Raw genomic sequence first — 26,874 nt, 5'->3', positions numbered from 1 at the left:
TCGTGGATTCCTCGGTCGCCGCCTCACTCCGCCCAGTACGCGTCGCCCGGCTCCGTCTCGAAGACGGCGCGGTCGAGCACGTCGACCGCCTTCTCTAACCCCTCGCGCGCCGAGGTGAGCGAGTCCTCGTGTTCGATCGACAGCGCGCCCTCGTAGCCGACCATCCGCAGCGTCGAGACCACGTCCTTCCAGTGCTCCTCGCCGTGGCCGTAGCCGATCGAGCGGAACAGCCACGAGCGGTCGGCCTCCTCGGCGTAGCCCGTCGTGTCGAGGACGCCCTTCACGCGCGAGTTGGCCTCGTACACCCGCGTGTCCTTCGCGTGGACGTGGTGGATCGCGTCGCGCTCGCCTAGGAACCGGATCGCCTCCGTCACGTCGATCCCCTGCCAGTAGAGGTGCGAGGGGTCGAAGTTGGCGCCGATCCGCTCGTTGGTGGCCTCGCGCAGCGCGACCATTCCGGTCGGCTCGTAGACGAGCATGTTCGGGTGCATCTCGATCGCCACGTCGACGCCGTGATGCGCGGCGTGTTTCGCCAGGTCGCGCCAGTACGGGACCGCCGCCTCGTCCCACTGGTAGTCGAGCGCGTCGGCGTGCTCGGTCGGCCACGGCGCAGTCACCCAGTTCGGCGTCGAGTCGCCTGGCGCGCCCGCGGGGAGCCCGGAGAAGCAGGTCACCGTTTCGACGCCGAGCAGGTCGGCCAGCTCGATCGCCTCGCGCAGTTCGCGGTCGGCCGCCGCGGCCCGCTCCTCGTCGGGGTGGAGCGGGTTGTTGTGCGTCGCCAGCGCGGAGATCCGGAGCCCGTGCCCGTCGAGCAGGCCGCGCAGCTCGTCGCGCGCCTCCCCGTCGCCGAGGAGCCGCTCGCGGTCCGCGTGGTCCTCGCCGGGCCAGCCGCCGACGCCGAGTTCGACGGCGTCGACGCCGAGGCCGTCGAGGTACGCGGCCGCGTCTTCGATCGGTTCGCCGCCGAGGGGGACGGTCAGCACGCCGATGTCCATGCGCGAGCCTACACCGACGCCCCCGATAAGTGTTCAGGGGGCGCCGCCGGGCGGGGCCTCCTCCGGTCGACCGGCGGCCGCGCGGCCGTCTCCGTGACCGTGCGTTTCCGCCCCGCACCGCGTCGCTCCGCCGCGAACCGCATGAGGTTTTAACGGGTGGAACGCGTATGACGGGATATGGGAATCCTCTCGCGCGCCTCCTACGTCGTCCGCTCGAAGGTGAACGCCCTCCTCAACCGGGCCGAAGACCCGACGGAGTCGCTCGACTACTCCTACGAACAGATGCGCGACGAGCTCCAGGACGTCAAGCAGGGGATCGCCGACCTGACGACCCAGAAGAAGCGCCTGGAGATTCAAAAGCGCAAGCTCGAAGAGAACGTCGAGAAGCACAACCGCCAGGCCCGCGAGGCGGTCCAGCAGGACCGCGACGACCTCGCGCGGAAGGCCCTCGAGAAGAAGAAGTCGAAGATGAACCAGATCGAGGAGCTGGAGGGCCAGATCGCCGAGCTGAACAACACCCAGGAGCAGCTCGTCGAGAAGAAGAACAAGCTCCAGAACCGCATCGAGGAGTTCCGCACGAAGAAGGAGACGATGAAGGCGCGCTACGAGGCGGCCGAGGCCTCCTCCCGCGTCTCCGAGGCCATGACGGGCGTCGGCGACGAGATGGAGGACGTGAGCCGCTCCATCGAGCGCGCCGAGGAGCGCACCGAGGAGATGGAGGCGCGCGCCGAGGCGATGGACGAGCTGGAGGACTCCGGCGCCTTCGAGGACGCGCTCTCCGACAAGGACAGCATCGACCGCGAGCTGGAGGGCCTCTCGACGGACAGCGAGGTCGACGCCGAGCTGGAGACGCTCAAGGGCGAGCTCGGGAAGAGTGAATCGGCCGACGACGGCGACGCCGTCAGCGACGAGGACGTCGACGCCGAACTGGCGGACATCGAGTCGGAGATCGACGCGGACGAGTTAGAGAGCGATCTCGACGGCGATTCGAGCGCCGGTCTCGACGAGGAGCTCGACGTCGAGCTAGAGGAGTCGGAGTCCGACGCGGACGAGCAGCGGAACTGAGGTCCCGTCCCGCCCGCGGTCCCCGCCTCTCGGTTCTCGTTTCCAAGCCGTTCAGTCCGAGGCCAGGCGCGCGCCGGTCCCCGCGCGGTCCTGGTCCGCGAGTCGGATCTCGCCGTCAGCGAGGTCGACGCCCGCGTACGGGTCCTCGGCGAGCAGCAGCGATCCGTCGAGGTCGGCGTAATCGAGGAGCGGCGCGAGCTGCGCGGCGGCCGCGATGGACGCGTTCGACTCGATCATACAGCCGCACATCACCTCGAGGCCGTGGGCCCGCGCGGCGGCGATCAGTCGCCGGGCCTCCGGGAGGCCGCCGGCCTTCATCAGCTTCAGGTTCGCGATGTCGCAGCGGTCGGCGATCGCGGGCACGTCCGCCGCGGTGACGCAGGACTCGTCGGCGGCGACCGGGAGTTCGGACCGCTCGTAGACGTAGCGGAGCCCCTCGGGGTTCTCGGCGGGGACCGGCTGCTCGACGAACTCCACGTCGCGGTCGGCGAGCCACCCGCTCTTCGCGACCGCCTCCTTCGGCGTCCACGCCTCGTTGGCGTCGACGCGGAGCCGGGCCTCGGGCGCGGCGTCGCGGACCGCGTCGATAAGCTCGCGGTCGCGGTCCGTGCCGAGCTTGATCTTCAACACGTCGTACCCGGCCGCGACGGCGTCTGCCGCCTTCTCGCGCACGCGTTCTGTCTCGTCGAGCCCGACCGTGAACGAGGTCTTCGGCGCGTCGCTCGGGTCGAGGCCCCACAGGCGGTAGAGCGGGACGCCGAGCCGCTTCGCCGCCAGGTCGTGGACGGCGATCGAGACGGCGCAGCGGGCGGCGGGGTTGCCGTTCACCACCTGCCGGAGCTCGGCCTCGATCTCGCGGACCGCGTGGGGGTCGCCGACGCGCTCGACCGCGTCGAGGAGGGCCGGCAGCACCGCCGTCACGGTGTCGGCCGTCTCGCCGTAGTGCGCCGACGGCGCAGCCCCGCCGACCCCGCTCATCCCCGCGTCGTCCGTGATCCGCACGACCACGTTCTCCGCCTCGGTCTGCGTCCCGCGCGCGATGGTGAACGGGTCGTCGAGCGGCAGCGAGACCCGTTCGAACTCGGCGTCGAGGCTCATCGGCCGCCGACCCCCGCGTCGACGATTCCGTCCACGATTCGCTCCGCGCCGTCGCGGACGGGGTCGGCGGCCGGGACCCCGACCGCGTCGCCGAACTCGGTCACCGCCTCGGCGGCGGCCGCGTCGTCGCTCACGTCCTTCGTGTTGAGCGCGCCGGCGACGACCGCGGTCTCGCGGACGGGCGCCGCGAGGTCCTCGTAGAGGTCGACGTAGTCGGCCAGCGGCGGGAGGTCGAACGACTCGTAGCCGTGGACGACCTCGCGGCCCGCGGCGTGACACAGGACGAGGCCGTCCGCCATCGACCCGTGGAGGATGCCGCAGGTGACGGCCGAGTAGGCGGGGTGGACGATGCTCCCCTGTCCCTCGACGACGAGCAGGTCGTGGTCGTCGCCGACCGCGACGAGCATCTCCTCGACGGCGCCCGCGGTGAAGTCGGAGACGACGCGGTCGATGGGGTTCCCCCAGCCGGCGATCATGATCCCGGTCTGCCCGGTGGGGACGAACGCGGCGTCGATCCCGCGCTCGCGGGCGGCGGCGACGATCTCCAGCGAGGCGGTCATCTTCCCGACCGAGCAGTCGGTCCCGACCGTGAGCACCACGTCGGCGTCCACGTCGCCGGACGCCCCGGTCGCCACGCTGAGGTCGTCGTCGGGCCTCCGCACGTCGATCAGGTCGACGCCGTGCTCGGCGGCCAGCGCGGCCAGGTCCTCGTCGTCGTTCAGGAAGTAGTGGAGGCCGCTCACCACGTCGCAGCCGGCCTCGACCGCGGCCTCGACGTCCGCGCGCCACGACTCGTCGAAGCCGCCGCCGATCGGCGCGATGCCGATGTACAGCGCGTCGAGGTCCCCTTCGGCCGCGTCGTGCGCCTCCGCGAACGACGAGACGATCGGCGCGTCGGAGACGTCGGCGACGTGGTCCGCCACGCGGTCGCCGGCGCTGTCGCGGTCGAGGACGGCGCACACCTCCTGGTCGCCGTAGCGTAACACGCCGAGCGCGGTCTTCGCGCGGTCGGGGAACTTCTCGTGGGCGAGGACGGCGATCCGCTCGTGGTCCATGATGGGTCGCTCGCCCCGGGAGTTGTTAAAAGAGTCGAGGGTCGACCGGGCGATCGACTCGACCGCGCCGATTCCGTCCGACGAGATCCGAACGACGGCTGCGACACTTATAACCGAACTGCGGTGGCGCGTGCCGGCGAGCGCCCGGAGCGAAGCGGAGGCCGCGAGGAGCACGCGCGAGGGATGCGGTGAGCGCTCGAAGAGCGCGAACCGCGAGGCTGGGGAGGTGTGAGGCGCGATTGCGGTGCGGAGCGGGGCGGGACTCAAATGGCCCGCCTCCCGGCTGGGGATTTGGAGGCGTTCGCCGCCGATCTACTGCCAGTTACTTATAAACGACCGACCGGTGACTACTCAAAAAGAACGACAGCGGACTCAAAAAATCCGTATCAAGCGCTGCCGTCGACGAACTGCTCGGCGCCCTCGTAGAACCAGTAGCCGTTCTCGCGCATCGCGCGGCCGAGCTCCTGGTGGAACTCGACGAAGTCCGCGAACTCCTCCTTCTCGACGTGCTCGAAGATCTCCTCGACGGAGACGACCGTCTCGAAGTCGATCCGGATCGGGTGGTCGCCGTACTGCTCGACGTACTCCGCCGCCGTCAGCGGGAAGTCCTCCTCCTCGTCGATCTTCTTCGCGAGCACGGCGTGGCCGTACTGCCGCATGCCCTCGCTCCCCTGCTCGCCGTCGGGGTCGTGTGGCCAGTCCATGTGTTGAGGTTCGCCGGATCGGGGATAGTGGTTTCGGATGCGGCGGTGGCGGTCGGCCGCGCTCCGCGCGGCTCCACACCCCGACCGGGCGCATAAGACACTTCACCGCCCCCGGTGTGACTCGCGACATGCGCCGCAGAGCCCTCCTCGCGTCCGCGGCCGCCGCTTCGACCGCCTCCGTCGCGGGTTGTCCCACGCCGCCGTGGACCGACGACCCCACCGAAATCGACGGCGCCGACGTGACGTTCCGGCGCGAGCACGACGGGGAGATCGACGCTTCCGGCGGCGGGAACGACATCGCCGAGGTCCGCCGCCGCCTCGACGAAGACCCGCCGCGGCTGGTCGTGGCGGGCTCGCTCCTCGACGGCCCCCGGAGCTGCTACCGCGTCACGCTGTTTGAGGCCGCGCTCGACGAGGGGACGCTCCGCCTCCGGATCGTCGCCGAGGCCGACCCCGATTCGGACGTCGACCGCTGTTCGGACGTCGCCGAACCCCACCCGTACTCGGTCGCCGTCGCGTTCCCCGAGGCGCCCGTGCCGGAACGCGTCGTCGTCCGACACGGCGACGAGACGGTGCTGGAAGAGCGGGTCTGAAAACTCCGACCCCGCTCAGTCGTCGGCGGACGCGGCGCCGTCGCCCGCGGGCTCGATGTCGACCTCTATCTCCGCCGAGGCGGCCTTGTACTCCGGAATCTTGGCGCGCTCGTCGAGCACGTCGTTGGTGAGTCGGTTCGCGGAGGCGGCCGCGAAGTGCGGCGTGGTCCAGACGACGCCCTCCTTGATGTCCTCGGTCACGTCCGCGCGGACGGTGATCTCGCCGCGCCGGGACTTCAGCGTCACGTGGTCGCCGTCCTCGATGCCGTACCGCTCGGCGTCGTTCGGGTGGACGTCGACGAAGTTCTCCGGGTGCTGCTTCGAGAGCGTCGGCGACCGCCGGCTCATCGTCCCGGTGTTGTAGTGCTCTTCGAGCCGCGCGGTGGTCAACACGAGCGGGTACTCCTCGTCGGGGGTCTCCTTCGGCTCCTGGTGGACGACGCCCTCGATGCGGCCGAGGCCGTCGTCGGTCTCGAACGAGTCCGCGTAGAGGAACGAGTCGCCCTCGTCGCCCTCCTCGTAGCAGGGCCAGTGGATCCCGGTCTCGCCGAGCGCGTCGTAGGTCATCCCGTGCATGATCGGGCACACCTCGCGCAGCTCCTCGAACACGTCCTCGGGCCCCTCGAAGTCGAACTCGTCGCCGTCGAACAATCGCGTACCGACCTCACAGAGGATGTCGAGGTCGTGGCGCGTGTTCTCGTGGACCTTGTGGACGCCGCGCATGCGCTGGACGCGCCGGTCGGTGTTGGTGACGGTGCCGTCGCGCTCGGCCCACGTCGTCGCCGGGAGGACCACGTCCGCGAGCTCGGCGGTTTCGGTCATGAAGATGTCCTGGACCACCATGAAGCCGAGCTCCTCGCGGAACCGGCGCTCCGTCTCGTTGCCGTCGGGCTCGCTCATGATCGGGTTCTCGCCCATGACGTAGAGCCCGTGGACGGTGTCGCCGATCGCGTGGGAGATCTCGACGTTCGTCAGCCCGGGCGCTTCGGGGACCTCGAAGCCCCACACCTCCTCGACGCTCTCGCGCGCCTCGTCGTCGTCGACGAGTTGGTACCCCGGGAGGACGTTCGGCATCGCGCCCACGTCGCAGGTGCCCTGGACGTTGTTCTGCCCGCGCAGGGGGTTGACGCCGGTGCCGGGCCGGCCCAGGTTCCCCGTGACCAGCGCGAGGTTGATCTCGTTCTGGACGTTGTCGACGCCGCAGGTATGCTGGCTCATCCCCATCCCGGTAAAGATGGCGGCGTCGTTCGCCATCGCGTACTTCTCGGCGGCGAGTTCGATGTCCGCCAGCGGGACGCCGCACTCCTCGGCGGCCGCCTCCACGTCGAAGTCCGCCAGCGTCTCCTTCAGGTGGTCGATCCCCTTCGTGCGCTCCTCGACGAACGCCTCGTCGATCCAGCCCGCGTCAGGCTCCGCCTCGTGGCGCTCCAGGATCGTCTTGAGGACGACGTTCAGGAGCGGGATGTCGGTGCCGGGGTTCAGCTGGAGGTGCATGTGCCGGTCGGTCTCGTCGATCTCGAACGACCGGGTGGTCTTGTTCGCGTGCGGGTCGACCTGGATGACGGTCGCGCCCTCCAGGACGGCCTGCCGGAAGTACTGGCTGTTGGCGATCGGGTGCTGCTCGCCGGGGTTCGCGCCCTGGATCCACAGCACGTCCGCCGCGTCCTCCAGGTCGGCCATGCTGTTCGTCATCGCGCCCATGCCCAGGCTGGTGCGCAGCGCCCAGACGGTGGAGGCGTGACACATCCGCGTACAGTTGTCCACCTGGTTGGTGCCGTACCGGCGCGCCAGCTTCTGGATGAGGTAGTTCTCCTCGTTGAACGTCTTCGAGGAGCCGAAGAATCCCATCCCGTCCGGACCGTGCTCCTCGCGGATCGACCTCATCTCGTCGACGACGCGGCCGAGCGCCTCCTCCCAGGTCGCCTCGCGGAACTCGCCGTTTTCCTTGATCAGCGGCTCGGTCAGCCGGTCCTCATGGTCGACGACCTGCGTCGCCGCGCCGCCCTTGATACAGACGCTCCCCTCGTTCACCGGCGCGTCGCCCCACGGCATAAAGCGCATCTCGCCCGGCTCGTCGCCTTCGAGCACGCGGATCCCGCACCCCACGCCGCAGTACGGGCAGATCGTCTTCACCGCGTCGTCCGGTTCACTGGACATCCGTCTCACCGCCCCCGTGTGTGTTCATACCACACGATCTATCGTCGTCGTGCATGAGTGTATCGGTGGTCTGGAGCCCCAGCGTCGCCGAACGCGCGGAGTCCGGTCGCCGCGCCGTCGGCCTCTGCGCGTCCCTAATTAACATTAGTCGTTTCAAAATTGTTAAGCGTAATTATTATGGAAAAACATTTACTACGGATTGTTAACACGTTACAATTGGGATCAACATGAGAGCAGTTGTTTATCAAGGCCCGTACGAGGTGGCCGTCGAGGACGTGGACGAACCGGAGATCGAACACCCGAACGACGTCGTGGTCGACATCACGACCTCCTGTATCTGCGGGTCGGACCTCCACATGTACGAGGGGCGGACCGCGGCCGAAGAGGGGATCGTCTTCGGTCACGAGAACATGGGGACCGTCAGCGAGGTGGGCGACGCCGTATCGACGCTGGAGGAGGGCGACCGCGTCGTCATGCCGTTCAACGTCTCCTGCGGCTTCTGTCAGAACTGCGAGGAGGGGTATACCGGCTTCTGTACCAACGTCAATCCCGGCTTCGCGGGCGGCGCGTACGGCTACGTCGCCATGGGCCCGTACCCGGGCGGACAGGCCGAGAAGCTGCGCGTCCCGTACGCAGACCACAACGCCCTGAAGCTCCCCGAGGGGCGCGAACACGAGGACGCGTTCTCGCTGCTCGCGGACATCTTCCCGACGGGCTGGCACGGCACCGAACTGGCGAACCTCCAGCCCGGCGAGTCGGTCGCCATCTTCGGCGCCGGCCCCGTCGGGCTGATGGCCGCTTACAGCGCGAAGATCAAGGGCGCGGCCGAGATTTACGTCGTCGATCAGGTGCCGAGCCGACTGGAGCTCGCGGAGGAGCACTGCGACGCCCACGCCATCGACTTCTCGGAGGGCGACCCCGTCGACCAGATCATCGAGGAGCACGGCGGCATGGTCGACAAGGGGGTCGACGCAGTCGGCTACCAGGCGACGGACCCCGACGACGTCGACACTGAGACCGAGGACTACTCCTACCAGCCGGCCAAGGAGAATCCCGCAGTCGTGATCAACAACCTGATACGGGTGGTCCGGCCGACCGGCGAACTGGGGATTCCCGGCCTGTACGTCCCGGAGGACCCCGGTGCGCCCGACGACATGGCCGCGCAGGGGCGGCTCGGCATCGACTTCGGGAAGTTCTTCGAGAAGGGGCTCAAGTGCGGCACCGGCCAGTGTAACGTGAAGGAGTACAACCGGTACCTGCGCGACATGATCATCGAGGGCCGCGCCGACCCGAGCTGGGTCGTCTCCCACCGGGTCGACCTCGAGGACGCGCCGGAGATGTACGAGGCGTTCGACGCCCGCGAGGAGGGCGTCACGAAGGTCCTGTTAGAGCCCTGAGACCGAACGCGTCGCGCCCCGAGAACCGCTATTTTTTCGCGCCCGCCGTCACGCCCTGAGCCACGCCTTCGGGTGGTCGCTCCGGAGGTGCGCCTGGTACTCCCGGACGAGCGCCGGATACGAGTCCGCTACGCAGTGCCAGTCGCAGAGGTCGCACTCCCGTTCCACTCCGTCGTCGTCGCCGCGGACGTGGCCGCCGCGTCTGTAGGTCGGCATTTGATGCTCCGTCGGCTCGGGTCGCCTCGCGCCTGAGTCACATACGCACTCACCACGGTTCAGACTGTCGACGACCCGCGCGCGAGACGCGCCGCAGAGGGCGGCGACTGGTCCCGCCCGGCGAAACGGGTATGCTACTCCGGGACGTGGTGACGGCCATGTGTCAGTACTGTAACTGGGCATTCCACGACGGGTGGGGGGAGCTCCTGAAGTACGACGAGACGTACCAGTCGGCGGTCGGCGCGGAGACGGAGTCGACCCACGGGTTCCACGACGAGTGGGACGACCTCCGGAGCGAACTGGGGATCTAAATCGGGAACACCGCGTCGGGGTCCGCCGTCGCCTCGCCCTCGTCCGCCACGAGCCCGCCCAACTCCTCTCGGATCCGTTCCTCGTGGAGGTCCTCGCCGATGAACACCAGCCGCGTCCGCCGGTCGTCGTCGGGGCCCCACTCGCCGATCGGTCCGGCCTGGACCGACGGGCCGGCCTGGCTCACGCCGATCACCTCGTCGGTGTCGGCGACGCGGACCACGCCCTTCGCCCGGACGATCGACCCGTCCCAGTCGTCGAGCCACTCGGCGAGCGCGCCCGGGTCGAGGGGGTCGCTCGACCGGTAGACGAACGATCCGACCCCGTGGGCCGCGGCGGCGCCCTCGGAGTGGACGTGGTCGTGGCCGCCTCCGTCACCGTCATGACCTCCTCCTCCTCCTCCGTCCCCGTCGTGGTCATGGCCGTCCGCCTCCTCGTCGGCGATGGCGCGCTTCCAGCCCGCCGACCCCTTCGCCGCCGCGAAGTCGAACCGGCCGGTGTCGAGCACCTCGTCCGGGTCGACCGCGGAATAGGTGGTCCGGATCCGCTTCGCCCTCGGTCCCAGCCGCTCCGCGACCGACTCGATCCGGTCGAGCACGTCGTCGGGGACCATGTCGGTCTTGTTCACGAGGAGGACGTCGCAGAACTCGATCCCCTCGACGAGCACGTCCGCGAGCGGGCGGTCCGTCTCCGGCTGTGCGCCCCCCGGCAGCGTCTCGCCCGCGTCGAACTCCTTCCAGAAACCGTACGCGTCGAGGACGGTCACCATCGTGTCCAGCCGGAACCGCTCCCGCGGATCGACGTCGCTGTCGTCGGTCCCCTCGGTGAATGCCCGCGCGACCGGTACCGGCTCCGAGATGCCCGACGACTCCACGAGGAGGTAGTCGAACTCCCGGGAGTCGGCCAGCGCCGCGGCCTCCGAGAGGAGGTCGTCCTGGAGCCGACAGCAGATACAGCCGTTCGAGAGGTCGACGACCCCCTCCTCGTCGTTCTCGCGGGCGATCTTCTCGGCGTCGACGTTCACCTCGCCCATGTCGTTCAAGATGACGGCGAGCCGCCGGCCCCCCGGGTTCGAGAGGAGGTGGTTCACGAGCGTCGTCTTCCCGGCGCCGAGGTAACCGCTGAGGACGGTGACCGGGATGCGCGCGTTTGTCATGTATGATACCAATGACCACGTCTGTATGAAACGATCGATCGGGCGGATTAGAGAACGTTCATCCGTCTCACCGCCGTACCGCGAGGCGATGGACCTGAGCGAGTCGACCGTCCGGGACCGCGCCCGGGCGTACGCGGAGACGGAGCCGCTGTACGACGTGGAGCGCCAGCACGTCGAGACGATCCCGAAGACGTTCGCGGGCGACGAGTACGGGCGCCGCGACGCCCAGTGGATCGTCCGGTGGTACTTCCGGCGGTACCTCGGCGAGTATCCGGACCGGGAGCGACGAGAGCGCGAGGACGCCTTCCGCGACAACGACTTCGGCGACGTGATCGACGCGCTCGACGCCGCCGTCGACGCCCTCGGCGCCGGAGACCCCGAGGGAGACGCACACGCCGACGAGGGGCGCGACCTCGACGCTCCGACCGACGAGGACTGCGACCTCGACGCCGCCCTCTCGGCGCTCACCGCGCTCGACGGCGTCGACGTCGCGGTCGCGTCCGCCTTCTGTCAGTTCCTCGCGCCCTCGCGGTTCGTCGCGATCGACCGCCGGACCTGGGCGGTGCTGGCCGCGACCGGCGAGCTCGACGGCGACTATCCGGACCCGCCGTCGGCGGCCGACTACCGGCGGTTCGACGACGCCTGCCGGGCCGTGATGGCCCGGACCGGCGTCGACGCGTGGACGCTGTACCGGGCGCTGTGGCGGTCGTTCGAGGAGGTCTCCGGAGGGAGTCCGTAGCGTTACTCGACGACCTCGACGACCGGGTCGTCCGCGATCAGGCGCGCGAGGAGGACGCGCGGCACGTCGGCGCGGTGGAGGATCTCTCCGGCGACCGCCCGCGCCGCGGCGGCGTCCGCGTCGTCGTCGACCTTGTTCACGACCGGGATCGCGGTCGCGCCGCTCGGCGCGCCCTTCAGCCCGCCGGCCGGGCTCGCGAGGACGGTCGCCACGTCGGCCGGGCGGATCTCGTCGCCCGTCTCGCGGCCGGTGATCGCGGCGACCTCCTCCGGCCGGTGGACGAGGTCGTCGGTGAGCGGCTCGCCGACGACGTGCGCGCTCGCGATCGGGACGACGACGTCCGCGTTCGACGGGATCTGCGGCTCGCGCTCGCCGGGGGCCTTGAACTCGCGGAGGCGCGCCCCGTCGGCCTTCACGAGCGTCGCGCCGGGCGCGGCGTCGGCGACCTCCGCGACGGTCGCGGTGTCGTACCCGAGGTATCGGTCCGACCGATCGCGCTCGGGGACCAGCCCCAGCGGCCAGTCCCCCTCTCCGACCTCGTCGAGCGCGGCCACGGGGTCCTCGGTCACGCGCACCGCGGCGACGCGGTCGTCGAAGATCGGTATCCGGACGCTCGCGGTCACGACCGCCCGGTCGAGTCGGTCGGCGAGCGCGAACAGCGTCGACTTCTTGCCGCCCGCGCCGACGACGCAGACGGTCGCGTCGCGGGCGTCGAGCGCGGTCGTCAGGTCCATGCCCGGCCGTTCGGCCGCCGCCGGGGTCACTCTAACGGTGGGGCTAGCGGGAGGCGGTCGGGCGGGTCTCACCCCGCGCGGCGAACAGATTGATACGTCTCCGCCGCGCAGAGCGCCTGAATGAGTCGGAGCCGAACCCACGTCCTCCGGGTCGACCTCGACGCGGGCGAGACAGTCCGAGAGCGCGTCCCCGAGGGGTGGCGACGCGACTACGTCGGCGGGAAGGGGCTGGGGGCGCGCTACCTCTACGAGGAGCTGTCTCCGGGGACCGACCCGACCGCCCCGGGGAACGCCCTCGCGCTCTTCGTCGGGCCGCTCGCGGGCTACCTCCCCGGCGAGACGCGCTACGCCGCCGTGACGAAGTCGCCGCTCACCGGCGGCTTCCTCGACTCGTACGCCGGCGGCGACTTCGCCGACCGCCTCGCGGGGTCGCTCGGCGACTGTCTCGGCCTGCTCGTGACGGGCGCCGCGGACCGTCCGGTCCGGGTCGAGGTCGAGGGGGGTCGCGCCCGGATCGAGCCGAGCGACGCGTGGGGCGACGACGCCGCCGAGACGGCCGCGCGGTTCCCGGACGCCGGCGTCGCCTGCGTCGGCCCGGCGGGCGAGCGCGAGGCGGCCTACGCGACGGTCGCGAGCGACGGCGGCGACCACCAGGCCGGCCGCGGCGGCGCCGGCGCGGTGATGGGATCGAAGCGGCTGAAGGCGGTCGTCGCCCGCGGCTCGCCTCCGGCTGTCCCGGACGACCTCACCGCGCTCCGCGACCGCGACGCAGCGGCGTACGGCCGCGACCCGACCGGCGAGTGGCAGGCCGCTGGCGAGACGGTCGAGACAGTCGACTACGCCGACGAGGTGGGGATCCTCGCGGCGGAGGGGTGGACGGCGACCGGCTTCGACGGCGCCGACGACATCGGCGTCGAGGCCGCGCTGGAGCGCGCGACGGGACGCGAGGGCGAAGATCAGACCGTCCCCGGCGGCTTCCGGATCGACACCCCGGACGGCGAGGTGGTCCCGCGCGGCGCGGCGCCGATCACGCTCGGCGCCGGCCTCGGAATCGACGACTTCGACCGCGTCGTGGCGCTCTGCGGGGTCTGCGACCGGCTCGGCCTCGACGTGATCGGCGCGGGCAACGCGGTCGCGTGGGCGGTCCGCGCGGGCGAGGCGGGGGTCGTCGACTGTCCCGTCTCGTTCGGCGACGCCGACGGCGCGGAACGGCTGCTGGAGGCGATCGCGGCCCGCGAGCCGGTGCGCGGTCTCGCCGTCGACCCGGATCTGCCGGACGCGCTCGCCGACGGGATCGACGCCGCCGTCGACCGGTTCGGCGGCGCGGACCTCGTGCCCACGGTGAAGTCGATGGCGCTGCCGGGGTTCGACCCCCGCGCCGCCGTCGGGGTCGCGCTCGCGTACGCGACGAGCGACCGCGGCGCGTGCCACCGCCGCGCGCGGCCGCAGGACACCGAACCGCTCGCCCGCCCCGACCGCTCTCCCGCCGATCAGGTGCGAGACGTGGTCGGCGAGCAGAACGCCCGCTCCGTGCTGTGGAGCCTCGTCGTCGACGACTTCGTCGGCGAGGCGGTCGGAGCCGACCTCGGCGCGGAGTGGCTCGCAGCGGTCGACCACCCCGCGGTCGACCCCGCCGCGCGCGGCGACGACGCCGCGGACGGCCCTGTCGACGCGCTCGCGAGGACCGGCGAGCGGATCTGGACGCTCACGCGGCTGTTCAACGCCCGCGAGGGGCTCGACCGCGCGGACGACGCGCTCCCCGAGCCGCTCCGCACGCCGGCCGCGGACGGGACGCCCGGGGTCGACGCCGACGCCTTCGACCGCCTGCTGGACCGCTACTACGCCGCGCGGGGATGGGGCGAGCGCGGGCTCCCGACGCCCGAGACGCTCGCCCGCCTCGGCCTCGCGGGGATCGCCGACGACGCGACCCCGCTCGACGAGGGGCCGATCGACCCCGCGGCGGCCCGTTCGGACGACTAACCGGCGGAGGAGAGCGGGCACCGACCGCCGACCGCGGGCCCGGGCGGCTCAGTGACGCAGCCCGCCTTCCGACTTGATCCGCATGATGTGCCGGACGTTGAGGTATATCTCCTCGGGCGAGGTCTCCTCGCCCGAGTCGTACAGGTCCGAGACCCGGTAGATGATCGCCGAGAGCTGCTTGCTTTCGGAGCTGTCCCCGCGCACATCCTCGGCGACCTCGCGGAGGAACTCACGGACCTCCTCGTCCGCGGCGAACTCGCCGCCTCCGGCGTCGTCCGGCACGACCGGGTCGACCCCCGCGGCCGCGAGGGGGTCCTCGCGGTCGTCGCCGCTCGCGGCCCCGTCGTCCGCGCCGCCGCTTCCCTCGGCGTCGGGGGCGCCCTCGCCCGCGTCGGTCGTCTCGCCGTCCGCCGCGTCGGTCATCGGCCCTCGCTCACCCCGCGGCGGCGCACGACGCCGGCGTTGTTCGCGACGTTCTCGACGAGCACCTTGAACGCGTCCGCGGTCTCGCCGTCCTCCAAGACGACCGGCTCGCCGTCGTCGCCGCCGGTGCGCACGTCGGGGTCGAGCGGGATCCCGCCGAGGAACGGGAGGTCGTGCTCCTGCGCGAGCCCCTTCCCGCCGCCGGAGCCGAATATCTCGTGGAACCCGCCGCAGTCGGGACAGCGGAAGCCGGCCATGTTCTCCGCGATGCCGAGGACGTTCGTGTCGTGCTTGCCGAACATCCGGAGCCCTTTCACCGCGTCGTCGAGCGCCACGTCCTGCGGCGTCGTGACGATCACCGCCCCCGTCAGCGGCAGCGTCTGGAGGATGGTGAGCTGCGTGTCGCCGGTGCCCGGCGGGAGGTCCATCACGAGGTAGTCGAGGTCGCCCCACTCCACGTCCTCGACGAGTTGGGTGATGATCTTGTGGACCATCGGGCCGCGCCAGATGACGGGGTCGTCCTCGCCCGTGAGGAAGTCCATGCTCATCAGCTTCACCCCGAACCGCTCGGGGGGAACGATCGTCTCGCCGTCCGTCTCCGGCCGCTGTTCCGCCGACACCATCCGCGGCACGTTCGGCCCGTACACGTCGGCGTCGAACAGGCCGACGCGGGCGCCGAGCGCCGAGAGCCCGGCCGCGAGGTTCACCGCGACGGTCGACTTCCCGACGCCGCCCTTCCCCGAGGCGACCGCGATCACGTTCTGGACGCCCGGCAGGACCTGCTCGTCGGCCGAGAGGTCGTCGGGGATCGACGCCGACAGCTCCACGTCGAGGCCGGTGTCCGCGAGCGCGTCCCGCACGTCGTCGGCGATCGCCGACTCGGTCGGCGAGAAGGGGGCGCCGAGCGCGAGCGACACGCGGGCCGTCCCGTCCTCGACCGCGACGTCGTTCACCAGCCCGAGCGAGACGATGTCGCCGCCGAGGTCCGGGTCGCGCACGTCCGCGAGCCGCTCCCGCACGTCCGATTCGTTCATGCCCGAGGGGAGGGCCGTGGGTCGAATAAGGGTTCTGTACCCGGGCGCGCCGCCGTTCCCGGCGCGACCGCGGTCGACCGGTCAGTCGATCCGGGTCCCGGCGTCCTCCCCGCGCAGGAACGGCGCCAGCCCCTCCGCGCCGAACACGTGCGCCGGCGCGTCGAGCGCGAGCATCTCGCGCACCTTCGCGGCCATCCCCCCCGACACGTCGGTGGCGTCGCTCGCGCCGAGCGCGTCCGCGACCGCCTCGAACGCGTCGATCGCGTCGATCACGTCGCCGTCGCCGTCGAGGACGCCAGGGACCGTCGAGCAGACGCCGACCCGGCGCGCGCCGAGCCCCGCGGCGAGCTCGACGACCAGCTCGTCGCCCGAGACGACCGTCACCCCGTCGCCCGCCGTCGCCACGCCGTCGCCGTGGAGGACCGGGACGAACCCCTCGCCGAGCAGCGTCGCCGTCGACCCGAGCGGGAGGTTGAGGTTGCCGTCCGTGCCGTCGGACCGCGCCGCGAGCGACAGCGGGTGAACGGGCACCGCGGGCACGCCCCGCTCGCGGAGTCGGTCCAACACGTGCGCGTTCAGCCGCTTCATCGCGCCGTGGACCGCCGCCACCGCGTCCGCGTCGCGCGTGCCCGCCGTCGTCGACACGCCGCGTTCGCTGGCGTGGTGGTGCCCGAAGCTCCCGCCGCCGTGGACGACCGCGAGCCGGTCGACGTCGCCCGCCGCGAGCGCGTCGGCCACCGCGTCGCAGGCGGCGTCGAGCGCGTCGCCGTCGAGGGTCTCGGGCCGGTCCTTCTCGGTGATCAGGCTCCCGCCGAGCTTGAGGACGACCGGCGGCACGCCGGCGGCGGGGTCCGCAGCGCCGTCCGCGCCGTCGCCCGCCGCGCCGGGGCCCGTCACGGCTCCACCACCCGGACGCCCTCGGTCGCCAGCTCGGCGCGGAACGCCTCCTCGCAGCCCTGGGTGAACGAGAGCGCGGTCTCCGTCGCGTCGCTCTCGTCGAGCGCGACGATACAGCCGCCGCCGCCCGCGCCGGTGAGCTTCGCGCCGTGCGCGCCCGCGTCCCGCGCGGCCCACACCATGGCGTCGAGCGACCGGGCGGAGACCCCCAGCGCCGCGAGCAGCCCGTGGTTGAAGTCCATCAGCTCGCCGAGCGCCGCGAGCAGCTCCGGGTCGGGCTCGCTCCCGGGGTCGGCGTCGGCGAGGAGCCGCTCGCCCTCCCGGACCAGGTCGCCGACGGACTCGACGGTGTCGGCCGCGAACTCGTGTTCCGCGCGGAGCGCGCGGACGCCGGCGACCAGCTCGCCCGTGTCGCCCGCGCCGCCGTCGAAGCCGACGACGAACGGGAGGTTGGGGGCGTCGATCGGCTCGCAGTCGTCGCCCTCGACCCGGACCGCGCCGCCCATCGTCGAACAGAAGGTGTCCGCCCTGGAGGCCTGCCCGTCCTGGACCTCGAACTCGGCCTGATACGCCCGCTCGGCGAGTTCTCGGCGGTCGAGCGGCTCGCCGAGCGCGCGCGTCGCGGCGTCGATGCCGGCCACGACCACCGCCGCGGACGACCCCAGCCCCGCGCCCAGCGGGATGTCGCTCTCCACGGTGATGTCGAAGCCGGCGTCGGGGGCGTCGGCCGCGTCCCGCGCCTGCTCGACGGCGGCGTCGACGTACCCCATCGCGGCCTCGACGAGCGGCGTCGGCACGTCCACGTCCGGACGGTCGCTCGTCCCCCCGGAGTACTCCACGGTGAACCCGTCCAAGGAGAGGTCCTCCGCCTCGACGCGCACGTGGTCGTCCTCGCGCGGCTCGGCGGTCACCGCGGCGCGTCGCTCGATGGCCGCCGGCACGGCCGGCTCGCCGTAGACGACGGCGTGTTCGCCGAAGAGGTACACCTTCCCCGGCGCCTCGCAAACGGTCATACGACGACGGTCGCTCCGCGGGCTTACAGTCGTTGCGCTTGCCGGAGCGGCGCGTTCCGCGGTCGCACCCCTACTCCGCGTCGCGTACCGGCTCGCCGGACCGGACCGCCCGCCGGAGCCCGACCTCGGCGACGTCGCCGGCGCGCTCGGCGGTCCGTCGGAGCGCACGCGAGGCCCAACGCAGCTCCGCGGCGCTCGGGCCCGCCTCGTCCAACCACCGGTCGAACGAGTCGATCCGCTCGCGCGCCTCGCGGGCGGCGACGACCGCGTCCCGCGCGGCGGCGACGGGGTCGTCGCCGAGGGTCACGCCCACTCCGTCGACGACGACGTCGCGGACCGTTCGGCCGACCTCGCGGAACGCCTCCAGCGGCGGTCCGTCCGGCGGCTCGTCGAGCGCGGCGGCGGCGGCGCCGATCTCCGACGCGGCGTCCCCGAACCGGCGGAGCTCGCGCATCGCGGTCCACGACTCGAACAGCTCCGGCCGCGTCGCGCCGAGCGCGTCGACCTCGCTCAGGTCCGCCGCCCCCCGAGACACGGACCGCTCGATCATCGCCGCGAGGCGCTCGACCTGGTCGTCTCTGGAGCCGACCGGCGACTCGTCGGGCGCCGCCTCGAGCGACTCGACGGCGTCCGCGTGGATCGAGCGCGCGGTGAACGACAGCTGGCGGAGCGACTGGCTCACGGAGACCTCCTCAGAGTCTAACATGATCCGCACCGTCGTCTCGGTCTCGGACTCCGCGGCCACGGACATCCCGATCCGACCCCGAGCGGTCCGCTCGACGACGCGCCGCTGCGCCGGGGTGAGCGCCCCGTCGCACTCGATCGTGACCTCTCGAAGGCCGGCGGCGTAGGCCGCTCGCAGCGCCCGCGCGATCACCTCGGGCTCGGCCGACTCGATCCGGCCGGCGGCCGGCGCGTCGGCGTCGCAGCCCTCGGGCGTCTGGACCGCCAGCACGCCGTCGATGTGATCGTGGAGGCTGACGGTGTCGCCGGCGGTGACGCCCTGCGACTCGGCCCACTCTTTCGGCAGCGAGACGGTGTACGTTCCGTTTCCGACGGTCTGGACCTTGCGGGTTTCCATGCTCAGTAGAGTAGCTCCGGGTCGTTCTCGACCATGTACAGCGTTCGCGCCGCGATGTTCACCGCGTGGTCACCGACCCGCTCTAAGTCTCGCACGGTCAACAGCAGCCGAGACACGTCGTCCAACAGCCGCTCGGCGGCCCACCCGTCGTCGTCGGTCTCGGCGATCAGTTCGCGGGTGACGCTCTCGCTCGCGCGCTGGCAGAGCGCGTCCACCTCGTCGTCGTCGGCGGACACTGCCCGGCACGCCGCGGGGTCGCCGGTCTCGTACGCCGCGAGGCTCCGTTCGAGGAGGTCGAGCGACGCCGCGCCGATCGCGTCGACCGCCACCTCCGGGGCGACGGTCTCCCGCGCCGCCAGCGAGTAGTTCGCGAGGTTCACCGCGAGGTCGCCGATCCGCTCTAAGTCGGTGATGATCTTGAACGAGGCGGTGACGAACCGGAGGTCGCCGGCGACCGGCTGCTGAAGGGCGAAGAGGTCGACGCAGCGGTCCTCTAACTCGAGGTACGTCTCGTTGACCTCGTCGTCGCCGGCGGCGACCTCCCGCGCCAGCGACTCGTCCCGGTTCTCGACGGCCTCCAGGCTGTCTCCGAGCCGCTCCGTCACGAGGTCGCCCATCGCGAGCACCTCCGAGCGGAGCCCGTCGAGCGACTCCTGGTACCGTTCTCGGGGCACGGAATCACCCGAACTTGCCGGTGATGTAGTCCTCCACGCGCTCGCTGTTGGGGTCCTCGAACACCTGGTCCGTGTCGCCGTACTCGACCAGTTCGCCGCCCGTGAGGAACACCGCGGTCTGGTCGGAGATGCGGGCCGCCTGCTGCATGTTGTGCGTGACGATGATAACGGTGTACTCCTCCGCGAGGTCGTCGATCAGGTCCTCGATCTTCGCGGTGGCGATCGGGTCGAGCGCGGAGGCCGGCTCGTCCATCAGGATGACCTCGGGGTCGACGGAGAGACATCGGGCGATACACAGGCGCTGCTGTTGCCCGCCGGAGAGGCCGAGCGCGTTGTCGTCGAGCCGGTCGCTCACCTCGTCCCACAGCGCCGCGTCGCGGAGGCACCGCTCGACCAGCTCGTCGCGCTCCTCAGCGTCGCTCCGGTTCAGGAGCCGAGCGAGCAGGCCCGTGTCGAGGTCGCCGTGCTTCTCCGGGCCGTAGGCGATGTTCTCGCGGATCGACTTCGGGAACGGGTTCGGCGACTGGAACACCATCCCGACCCGCTTCCGGAGTTCGACGAGGTTGACCCCGTCTTGGTAGATCTCCTGGCCGTCGAGCCTCACTGAGCCGTCGATCCGGGCGGAGCTGACGCGGTCGTTCATCCGGTTCAGACACCGGAGGAACGTCGACTTCCCGCAGCCCGAGGGGCCGATCAGGGCGGTGACGCTCTTTTCGGGAATCTCCATCGAGACGCCCTTCAGCGCGTGGTCATCGCCGTAGTGGACGTGGAGGTCGTCCACGGACATCTTCGCTTCGCCCCGGAACTCGTAGTCGGTCCACTCGGACTGGGTCTGTTCGACAGTCTCGCCGGGAGTCGTCGTGAGCGGCTGGTCGCTGTCCGTCGTCGCGGTGTCGGTCTGAGTCTGTGGGTTGGTGTTTTCGCTCATTGGTAGTTACGTGTGCTTGAGGCGGCGCCGGAAGTAGTAACGCGTGACGATGCCGACCGCGTAGAACGAGAGGACGACGACGAGCAGCACGAACGCCGTCGCCCAGCGGAACTCGTCCGCGTTGCCGACGTTGCTGCTCGCGCCGACGCCGGCCGTGATGAGGGCGTACAGCTGGTACGGCAGCGCCGACGTCGCCTCCATCAGCGCCGGATTCGCCACGAACGGCGGCGCCGACGTGAACTGGAAGCTCCCGAGGACGTCGACCGTCTGTGAGCCGGGAATGAACGTCCCGCCGGCCATCGTCAACAGGATCGGCGCCGTCTCGCCGGCGATCCGGCCGACGCCGAGGATGACGCCGGTGACGACGCCCGGGAGCGCCGCCGGCAGCACGACGCTGCGGATCGTCTGCCACTTCGAGACGCCGAGGGCGGCGCTGGCGTCGCGGTACTCGTCGGGAACGGAGAGCATCGCCTCGCGCGACGTGATGACCACGAGCGGCAACAGCATGAAGCCGAGCGTGATCATCCCGGCGAGCAGCGACTTCCCGTTACCGAACCGTGGGATGAGGAACGCGAACCCGAACAGCCCGAAGACGATACTCGGGGTGCTCCACAGCCCGTTGGTGGCGACCTCGACGACCTGCGTGAACCGGCCGCGCTCGGCGTATTCGGTGAGGAACAGCGCCGCGCCGACGCCGAGCGGGACCGCCAGCACGACCGCGCCGATGACGAGCCAGACAGTGCCGACGATCGCCGGCAGCACACCCTGGAAGTCGTTGAACAGGGCGACGCCGTTCATCACGAACGGCACGGAGACCGGCAGCGCGACCGAAACGCCGAAGACCGACATCGTCGGCCCGCTGCCGAACCCGAACTCGGCGCCGTTCAACAGGCCGGGGATCCCCTGGACGACGACGAAGGCGACGAGGATGAAGAGGAACGCGACGATGGAGAGCGCGTTGAGGTAGACGAGCACGTACGCGCCCATGTGGCGCCCGCGAGCACCGAAGCCGCCGTACGCCTTCGCCGACGCCCAGCCGCCGTACAGGGAGGCGAACAGCGTGGACGCGGGGATGAGGAACTCGGCGGTGATGGCGGCCTGCTGGGCCCAGTCGAGCTCCCACGCCCACTCCGGACCGATGACGCCGGTCAGGAACACGAGCCCCGTCAGCGCGAGGAGGGCCCCGAGCGGGAGCGTCGAGCCGACGTCCTCCCGCGGGAGGACGGTGAGCGCGAACGCGAGGCCGCCGACCGCGACGCCGCCGAGGACGCCGACGGCGGTGCCGAGCCCGAGCGTCTGACTCACGACGCTGCCGCCGATGACGACCCACGGGACGGCGGCGCCGAAGCCCGCGATGAGCCCGGCGCTCGGGTCCGGGTCCGTCTCGACGTAGCCGAGCCGCGACCCGGCGCCGAAGGCGATCACCGCGACGCCGAGCGCGGTCAGGAGGCCGCCGAGCAGCGTCACGGTCTGGACGCCGAGCAGCGACCCGGTGAGGCTGACGCGCTCGAACAGCGCCGCCACGGCGAGCGCGAAGAGGGTCGCAGAGAGACCGACGGCCACGCCGGCGACGGCGTCCGTCTCGGTGGTCTCGGACTCGACGAGCTTCGCGTCGGTCTCGCTGGCACCGGCCATCAGACCTCACCTCCCAGCCGCTTGTACATGCGCCACTCGATGTACTGCGCGCCGATCGAGATGACGAGGACGGTGACGAACAGGATGACGCCCGCGACGAACAGGGCGTCCATCTGGAGCCCGTCCGCCTCGCCGTAGTTCCGCGCGATGATCGAGGTCAGCGTCTCCTGCCCGTAGAAGACGTTGACGAGCGGGTCCGTGAGCCGCGGCACGCCGCGAAGCATCACCGTGGCGGCCATCGTCTCGCCGATGGCGCGGCCGACGCCGAGCAGAACCGCGGCCGACACCCCCGAGAACGCCGCCGGGAGCGTGATCGAGGTCATCGTCTGCCAGTCGGTCGTGCCCATCGCCAGCGAGCCGCTCTTCATCGACTCGGGGACGCTGCTCAGCGCGTCCTCCGCCACGGAGACGACCGTCGGCAGCGCCATCAGGCCGACGACGATCCCGACGAACAGGTACGACCCCTGCCCGGTGGTCTGGAACTGGTCGGAGGCCCACGGGCCGAGCACGGTGAAGCCGATGAACCCGTAGACGATCGAGGGGATCCCGGCGAGGATCTCGACGCCGGGCTTGACGACCTCGCGGACGGTGGGCGGGGCGATCTCGGAGAGGAACAGCGCCGCCGAGACCCCGAGCGGCGCGGCGACGGCCGACGCGATGAGCGTCACCATCACCGTCCCGTGGATCATCGGTACCATCGAGTACCGGATCGGCGGCGAGACGGCGTCCCAGTTCGGCTGGATGAACATCCTGAGCCCGGGGACGGTGACGCCGAACACTGTCGCGCTCTCGTACTGGATGACCGGGACCGACTCCCGGAAGATGAACACGATGATGAGCCCGAGGATGAGAATCGTCGATATGGTCATCATCAGCGCGATGGTGTACGCCGTCTCCTCTTGGTACCGGAACCAGCCGATCCCCGCGGCGCCGAGGAAGACGACGAACGGAACGATCGTGAGGTCCGAGACGGCCAAGAACCCGACGAGCGTTCCGAGCAGCGACATCGCCATCACGAGTATGATCGCGAGCGCGGCCGGTTCCGTGTCCTCGACGAACTCGCGGGTCCGCCGGATCTGGGCGCTTACAGCGCTGTTTATTCGTCCGCTCTGAGGGTCTGTTACCTCTGCCATGAATCTGTTATGAGTGCCATTTGCGTCTTGCGTGTATTATAGAAGTGGTGTTTACGTCGAGAGGGGAGTTTGCGCGTCCCGGAGTCTGCGGACGACGGCCCGGGCGGGCCGCGCCGGATCACGTGGCAGCGCGTGACCGAGCGTCGAGGCGGAACCGGTCTACGGCATCAGCAGGTCTTCCGTGGCCACGGACGAGACCTGCTCTTTCATCGTTTCGAGGTCGCTGGTCGGGAGCGGGATGTAGTTGTTCCCCTCGACGAAGACGGTCTGTCCGAACTCGTTGAGGAACATGTTGACGAACGCCGCCTCGCGCGCGTCGTACCCGCCGCCGTTGGGGTTGTCTTCCTCGATGAGCGTGTACATGTGGAGGTCGCGGTTCAGCGGGTACTCGCTGTCGAAGATGGTGTTCTCCGCGTCCCGGCTGGTCTCGTACAGCGTGCCGTCGAAGTTGATCGCGATGGGCGTCACTTCCGGCCCCGTGAACGCGAGCGCCATGTACGCGATGGCGCCCTCGTTCTGGGCGACGGCCTGCGCGACCTGCTGGTTCTGCCCGAAGCGGGTGTCGACGCCGGACATCGAGGCGTCGGCGCTCCCGAGCATGTTCAGGCGGAACGAGGTGTCCGTCCCCGAGCCCTCGGCGCGGCCGATGGCGTAGATCTCCTGGTCGTAGTCGATGCCGTCGATCTCGCTCCAGTTGGTGATCTCGTCCTGGTAGATGCCGCGGATGACCTCGCCGGACAGCTGCGTGACGCCGGCGTCGGCCACGTCGGAGCTGACGACGACCGGCTGGCCGTCGCGGCCGACGACGTTGTCGACGACCGTGTTCTGGGCCTTCTCCTCGCTCCAGTCGAGCTCGGCCGTGATCGGGCCGGAGGAGTTCCCGATGTCGACGAGCCCCTCGGTGACGGCCTCACAGCCCGTCCCGGAGTGGCTCAGGCCGACCGTCGTCGGGAACGGCGGCGAGGAGCGCTGGTCTGTCGGCTCGAAGCCGAACTTCGCCGCGAAGTAGTCGGCGATCTTCATGTCGCCCGCGCCGTCGGACGAGAGCTGGTCCCAGCCGGGGACCGAGCCCTCGTCGTTCGACCCCCAGTACTCGCCGTCGCTCGGCGGCGCGTTGGAGTTCCAGTAGGAGCTCCCCGTGTTCGAGATGGGGTACACCGTCGAGGAGCCCTCGGCGTTGAGCAGCGCCGTGTTGAGACCGGAGCCGTCGTCGCCGCCGGACCCTCCGTCGCTTCCGTCGCTTCCGTCGCTTCCGTCGCTTCCGTCGCTTCCGTCGCCGCCGGAACCGCCCGAACCGCCGTCACCACCGTCGCTGCTGCCCCCGCAGCCCGCCAATCCGGCGGACCCGAGCGCTCCGGACGTGATGAGAACTTTCCGCCGCGACACGCCTCCGTCAACCCAGTTCCGGTCTGACATCGAGTGGTGACAGGCAGTAGTGTATTAAACTGGTTTATATTTCTGATATGTCGATATCCGTGGCCGGGTAGAGGCGTCTGTAGATCCCATATTAGTAATATTGGGTTCAATAGAATATATAGACAAATATAGCGCTCTGCTGGCCTCTATCGCATAAATACGTATCTGACCGAAGGTATTACTCCGCCGCGTCGAAAACGGACGGGCATGTCTCGACCCGCGACGGAAGACGTTTCAGTCGACGTACTTGTCGACGAGGTCTCCGATCGAGTCGACGCGGATCCGGAGTCGATCCGCCGTCGGCTCGACCCCGTCACCGACGACGGGACCGTGACGGCCGCTGCCTTCGAGTCGACCGTCACGGACGTGTCGCAGATCCTCGCCACCGCCGAGACCCGCGTCGACCTCGCGACGCGCGCTCACGAGGACGCGACCGCGGCCGCCGCCGACGCGCCCGACCTCGACGTCGTCGAGGTCCGCAGACGGGCGTTCGGGGCGCGGCTCGACGACCTCCGGGCGGAGGTCGAGGCGCTCGCCGACGACCTCGGGGCGGCCAGGGCGGACCCCGAGTCGCCGATGGACGTCTACCGCGCCGCGGTCGAGCTTCACGAGGTGACGACCGGCGCACAGGACGTGGTCCGCGTCGCCCACGACCTCGAAACCGAACTCGAGGCGTTCGAGGCGTGGCTCTCTTCCGCGAACCGCCGCCACGACGGGCTCGTCGACGAGGTCGAGGCCGCCGAGGAGTCCGCCGAGTCCTTCGCGGAGACCGTCGGGGCGCTCCGGGCCGCCGAGGAGCCCGACCCGGAGCGACGGTTCGAGGCCGGCGTCCAGGCGCGCGTCCTCGACCTCGTCGTCGCCGACCTCCGCGCCGAGGCCGAGGACCTCCGCGCGTGGGCCGAGCGCGACGGCGTCGCCTTCCCGGACGACGTCGACGCGCGGCTCGACGAGCTTGAGGCCGAGGTGGCCGCACACGGCGCGGCGCTCGCCGACGGCGCGGACCGGGATGACCGGTTCGGCGAGCGGCTCGACGCGCTCGACGCGGAGCTCGCGGCGATCGAGCCGCCCGTCGCGTGGGCGCGGGTGGACGAGACGGTCGCGGAGGCGCGGTCCGCGCTGTCCGACGACGGCGGCGCGCCCGCCGACCGGGCTCGCCAGTAGTTTGCCTACCGCGATGTCGCGAGGAGGCGACGCGTCGAAGCGGGCTCGCGCCGCGACCGCGGTCGCCCTCCTCCTCCTGCTCGCCGGCTGCGGCGGCGTCGTTCCGGGCGGGGCGGCACCGCCCGACGCCTCGCCGCCAGACTCGCCGCCGATCGACTCCGAGCCGAACGAGACCGCAGACGAGCGGCTCGCAGACGTCCCGTTTCCGGCGGGGTTCTCCCGGACGGGGATCGACATCGCGACGGCGCGCGAGCGGTCCGTGACCTTCCTCCGAACGGAGCCGGTGACAGGGGCCGCGGTCGAGCGCTTCCGCGCCGGGGCGTACGCCGACTACGAGTACGACGCAACCTCGGAGCGGACCCGGTTCCGACTCGACGTTCACAACGGGTACGTCGACGTCACGCGCAGCGAGGTGTACGTCGACGGGGGCGTCCGGTACAGCCGGAGCGCCCGGAACAGGGACGTCTCCTTCGAGGCGTCCAACGGCTCGCTGGCGGAGACGCGGTACCGCGCGGCCGACTCCATGTGGGCGGTCGCCTCCCGGATCCTGACCGTGGCGGACTTCCGCGCGGTCCGGACCGTCGACGAGGACGGCGAACGGCTGATCCGCTACGCGCCGACGGACGTCGCGGTCCGAAACGCGACCGACATCCGGGGCTACCTGACCGTCGACCGGAACGGCGTCGTCCGAGAGGCCGCCCTCGCGTACGACCGGGCGGGCGAGTCCAAGCGGTTCGAGTACGCGGTCGCTCCCCGCTCCGCCGACAGCGAGGTCGCGCCGCCCGCGTGGCTCCCCGCGGCGCGAGCGGACGCCTAGGCGCCGGGAAAGCGTTGATTCATCCGCAACGCGACTAAGGAACCGTGCCCCGCCGCACCCTCGCCCTCTGTTGCGTCCTCTTGATCGCGACCGCCGGCTGTACCGCGCCCGGCGGCTCCGCGGCCGACGCGACGGTCGAGAACGTCGAGTCGACGTCGTACCGGATGACCGCATACCTGATCGACGACCCGGTCGCCGCCGGTGACCTCACCGTCCGCGTGACGGACGGCGCCGGGACGCGGGAGACGATCGAACTCGTTCGGCTGGACGCCGCGGGACCGTACTACGACCTGTTGCTCGGTGCGGCGCGGAACGCGACGGTGCGCCGGCTGTCCGCGGAACTCGCTGAGCCACTCCTTCGTGTTTTCCGACGGCCCGGAGAACGGGTACCGGTCGACCTGCTCGTGACCGAGACGCCGCGACGGAACGCGAGCGACCGGTTTAAGTGGATCTGCTGACGGATC

27 protein-coding genes are annotated in these 26,874 nt (G+C 70.9%); 9 read left to right on the top strand and 18 right to left on the bottom strand.

Translation table 11 applies throughout. From position 1 onward, the window contains the following. Positions 1 to 23: 23 nt before the first annotated feature. Positions 24 to 995: a sugar phosphate isomerase/epimerase gene (locus DVK06_RS06380; RefSeq protein ID WP_121599705.1), complete on the bottom strand. Its 972-nt coding sequence runs from the start codon at positions 993 to 995 to the stop codon at positions 24 to 26. 177 nt (positions 996 to 1,172) lie between these two features. Here DVK06_RS06380 and DVK06_RS06375 point away from each other — a divergent pair, with 177 nt between their 5' ends. Then, the gene (locus DVK06_RS06375; RefSeq protein ID WP_121599704.1) at positions 1,173 to 2,060 is read left to right on the top strand and encodes a PspA/IM30 family protein; all 888 of its coding nucleotides are present in this window, start codon (positions 1,173 to 1,175) and stop codon (positions 2,058 to 2,060) included. Positions 2,061 to 2,111: 51 nt separating this feature from the next. On the opposite strand, the gene DVK06_RS06370 is transcribed toward DVK06_RS06375, so the two are convergent. From DVK06_RS06370 to DVK06_RS06355, 3 genes are all read right to left on the bottom strand, one after another. Next, complete coding sequence (locus DVK06_RS06370; protein WP_121599703.1) at positions 2,112 to 3,158, bottom strand: dipeptide epimerase; 1,047 nt, start codon at positions 3,156 to 3,158, stop codon at positions 2,112 to 2,114. Continuing rightward, positions 3,155 to 4,213, bottom strand: a complete 1,059-nt coding sequence (locus tag DVK06_RS06365; RefSeq protein WP_121599702.1) for a DUF1611 domain-containing protein — start codon at positions 4,211 to 4,213, stop codon at positions 3,155 to 3,157. Before DVK06_RS06365 ends, DVK06_RS06370 begins: the two co-directional genes overlap by 4 nt. Before the next feature lie 386 nt (positions 4,214 to 4,599). Beyond that, a complete protein-coding gene (locus tag DVK06_RS06355; RefSeq protein ID WP_053771075.1) occupies positions 4,600 to 4,917 on the bottom strand; it encodes a DUF5785 family protein in 318 nt (105 codons plus the stop codon). 128 nt (positions 4,918 to 5,045) lie between these two features. Here DVK06_RS06355 and DVK06_RS06350 point away from each other — a divergent pair, with 128 nt between their 5' ends. Next, positions 5,046 to 5,510 carry a hypothetical protein gene (locus tag DVK06_RS06350; protein WP_121599700.1) on the top strand — a complete coding sequence of 155 codons (465 nt, stop codon included), beginning with the start codon at positions 5,046 to 5,048 and terminating at the stop codon, positions 5,508 to 5,510. Positions 5,511 to 5,525: 15 nt separating this feature from the next. Here the strand turns inward: DVK06_RS06350 and fdhF are convergent, their stop codons facing one another. After that, the gene (fdhF, locus tag DVK06_RS06345) at positions 5,526 to 7,667 is read right to left on the bottom strand and encodes a formate dehydrogenase subunit alpha (RefSeq protein ID WP_121599699.1); all 2,142 of its coding nucleotides are present in this window, start codon (positions 7,665 to 7,667) and stop codon (positions 5,526 to 5,528) included. A 227-nt stretch (positions 7,668 to 7,894) separates the two neighbouring features. Here fdhF and DVK06_RS06340 point away from each other — a divergent pair, with 227 nt between their 5' ends. Beyond that, positions 7,895 to 9,064, top strand: coding sequence for a glutathione-independent formaldehyde dehydrogenase (locus tag DVK06_RS06340; protein WP_121599698.1), 1,170 nt, complete (start codon positions 7,895 to 7,897; stop codon positions 9,062 to 9,064). A 48-nt stretch (positions 9,065 to 9,112) separates the two neighbouring features. Here DVK06_RS06340 and DVK06_RS18910 read toward each other — a convergent pair whose 3' ends face one another. Then, the gene (locus tag DVK06_RS18910; RefSeq protein ID WP_173230192.1) at positions 9,113 to 9,280 is read right to left on the bottom strand and encodes a hypothetical protein; all 168 of its coding nucleotides are present in this window, start codon (positions 9,278 to 9,280) and stop codon (positions 9,113 to 9,115) included. Between the two features lie 131 nt (positions 9,281 to 9,411). On the opposite strand from DVK06_RS18910, the gene DVK06_RS18195 reads away from it, so the two are divergent. Next, entirely contained in the window at positions 9,412 to 9,591 is a 180-nt protein-coding gene (locus DVK06_RS18195; protein ID WP_137707173.1) for a hypothetical protein, read from the top strand. Here the strand turns inward: DVK06_RS18195 and DVK06_RS06335 are convergent. Further along, a complete protein-coding gene (locus DVK06_RS06335; RefSeq protein ID WP_121599697.1) occupies positions 9,588 to 10,745 on the bottom strand; it encodes a GTP-binding protein in 1,158 nt (385 codons plus the stop codon). The genes DVK06_RS18195 and DVK06_RS06335 overlap by 4 nt on opposite strands. Positions 10,746 to 10,833: 88 nt before the next feature. Here DVK06_RS06335 and DVK06_RS06330 point away from each other — a divergent pair, with 88 nt between their 5' ends. Next, complete coding sequence (locus DVK06_RS06330) at positions 10,834 to 11,484, top strand: hypothetical protein (RefSeq protein WP_121599696.1); 651 nt, start codon at positions 10,834 to 10,836, stop codon at positions 11,482 to 11,484. A 2-nt stretch (positions 11,485 to 11,486) separates the two neighbouring features. Here the strand turns inward: DVK06_RS06330 and yqeC are convergent, their stop codons facing one another. Further along, positions 11,487 to 12,218: a selenium cofactor biosynthesis protein YqeC gene (yqeC, locus tag DVK06_RS06325; RefSeq protein WP_121599695.1), complete on the bottom strand. Its 732-nt coding sequence runs from the start codon at positions 12,216 to 12,218 to the stop codon at positions 11,487 to 11,489. Between the two features lie 120 nt (positions 12,219 to 12,338). Here yqeC and DVK06_RS06320 point away from each other — a divergent pair, with 120 nt between their 5' ends. Continuing rightward, entirely contained in the window at positions 12,339 to 14,198 is a 1,860-nt protein-coding gene (locus tag DVK06_RS06320; protein WP_121599694.1) for an aldehyde ferredoxin oxidoreductase family protein, read from the top strand. 48 nt (positions 14,199 to 14,246) lie between these two features. On the opposite strand, the gene DVK06_RS06315 is transcribed toward DVK06_RS06320, so the two are convergent. The 10 genes from DVK06_RS06315 to DVK06_RS06270 all read right to left on the bottom strand — a co-directional run bounded on the left by DVK06_RS06315 (position 14,247) and on the right by DVK06_RS06270 (position 24,432). Then, positions 14,247 to 14,621 carry a hypothetical protein gene (locus DVK06_RS06315; protein ID WP_121599693.1) on the bottom strand — a complete coding sequence of 125 codons (375 nt, stop codon included), beginning with the start codon at positions 14,619 to 14,621 and terminating at the stop codon, positions 14,247 to 14,249. Then, positions 14,618 to 15,655 carry an Mrp/NBP35 family ATP-binding protein gene (locus DVK06_RS06310; RefSeq protein ID WP_121599692.1) on the bottom strand — a complete coding sequence of 346 codons (1,038 nt, stop codon included), beginning with the start codon at positions 15,653 to 15,655 and terminating at the stop codon, positions 14,618 to 14,620. The genes DVK06_RS06315 and DVK06_RS06310 overlap by 4 nt, the downstream gene beginning before the upstream one ends. Before the next feature lie 81 nt (positions 15,656 to 15,736). Beyond that, positions 15,737 to 16,552: an isopentenyl phosphate kinase gene (locus DVK06_RS06305; RefSeq protein WP_121599691.1), complete on the bottom strand. Its 816-nt coding sequence runs from the start codon at positions 16,550 to 16,552 to the stop codon at positions 15,737 to 15,739. After that, a complete protein-coding gene (gene mvk, locus DVK06_RS06300; protein ID WP_053771086.1) occupies positions 16,549 to 17,565 on the bottom strand; it encodes a mevalonate kinase in 1,017 nt (338 codons plus the stop codon). The genes DVK06_RS06305 and mvk overlap by 4 nt, the downstream gene beginning before the upstream one ends. Before the next feature lie 70 nt (positions 17,566 to 17,635). Then, positions 17,636 to 18,646, bottom strand: a complete 1,011-nt coding sequence (locus DVK06_RS06295; RefSeq protein ID WP_121599690.1) for an AbrB/MazE/SpoVT family DNA-binding domain-containing protein — start codon at positions 18,644 to 18,646, stop codon at positions 17,636 to 17,638. A 2-nt stretch (positions 18,647 to 18,648) separates the two neighbouring features. After that, positions 18,649 to 19,320, bottom strand: coding sequence for a phosphate signaling complex protein PhoU (gene phoU, locus DVK06_RS06290; RefSeq protein ID WP_053771088.1), 672 nt, complete (start codon positions 19,318 to 19,320; stop codon positions 18,649 to 18,651). Between the two features lie 4 nt (positions 19,321 to 19,324). Continuing rightward, positions 19,325 to 20,248, bottom strand: coding sequence for a phosphate ABC transporter ATP-binding protein PstB (gene pstB / locus DVK06_RS06285; protein ID WP_053771089.1), 924 nt, complete (start codon positions 20,246 to 20,248; stop codon positions 19,325 to 19,327). 6 nt (positions 20,249 to 20,254) lie between these two features. Next, complete coding sequence (pstA, locus tag DVK06_RS06280; protein ID WP_121599689.1) at positions 20,255 to 21,883, bottom strand: phosphate ABC transporter permease PstA; 1,629 nt, start codon at positions 21,881 to 21,883, stop codon at positions 20,255 to 20,257. Beyond that, positions 21,883 to 23,016 carry a phosphate ABC transporter permease subunit PstC gene (pstC, locus tag DVK06_RS06275; protein ID WP_121599688.1) on the bottom strand — a complete coding sequence of 378 codons (1,134 nt, stop codon included), beginning with the start codon at positions 23,014 to 23,016 and terminating at the stop codon, positions 21,883 to 21,885. The genes pstA and pstC overlap by 1 nt, the downstream gene beginning before the upstream one ends. 159 nt (positions 23,017 to 23,175) lie before the next feature. Next, complete coding sequence (locus tag DVK06_RS06270) at positions 23,176 to 24,432, bottom strand: PstS family phosphate ABC transporter substrate-binding protein (RefSeq protein WP_121599687.1); 1,257 nt, start codon at positions 24,430 to 24,432, stop codon at positions 23,176 to 23,178. A gap of 207 nt (positions 24,433 to 24,639) precedes the next feature. Between DVK06_RS06270 and DVK06_RS06265 the strand changes: the two genes are divergently transcribed. From DVK06_RS06265 to DVK06_RS06255, 3 genes are read left to right on the top strand one after another with little or no spacing between them, the layout of a single operon-like run. Next, a complete protein-coding gene (locus DVK06_RS06265; protein WP_121599686.1) occupies positions 24,640 to 25,593 on the top strand; it encodes a halo transducer protein in 954 nt (317 codons plus the stop codon). A 13-nt stretch (positions 25,594 to 25,606) separates the two neighbouring features. Continuing rightward, positions 25,607 to 26,410 (top strand): hypothetical protein, encoded by an 804-nt coding sequence (locus tag DVK06_RS06260; RefSeq protein WP_121599685.1) that lies wholly within the window; start codon positions 25,607 to 25,609, stop codon positions 26,408 to 26,410. A gap of 44 nt (positions 26,411 to 26,454) precedes the next feature. Further along, on the top strand, positions 26,455 to 26,868 hold the full coding sequence (locus DVK06_RS06255; protein ID WP_121599684.1) for a hypothetical protein: 414 nt from the start codon (positions 26,455 to 26,457) through the stop codon (positions 26,866 to 26,868). Positions 26,869 to 26,874 lie beyond the last annotated feature (6 nt).

It is taken from the genome of Halorubrum sp. Atlit-28R (assembly GCF_003665955.1).
Taxonomy (GTDB): Archaea; Halobacteriota; Halobacteria; order Halobacteriales; family Haloferacaceae; genus Halorubrum; species Halorubrum tropicale.
Note: the sequence above shows the minus strand (reverse complement) of the source record. Positions and strands in the feature narration are given on the sequence as shown.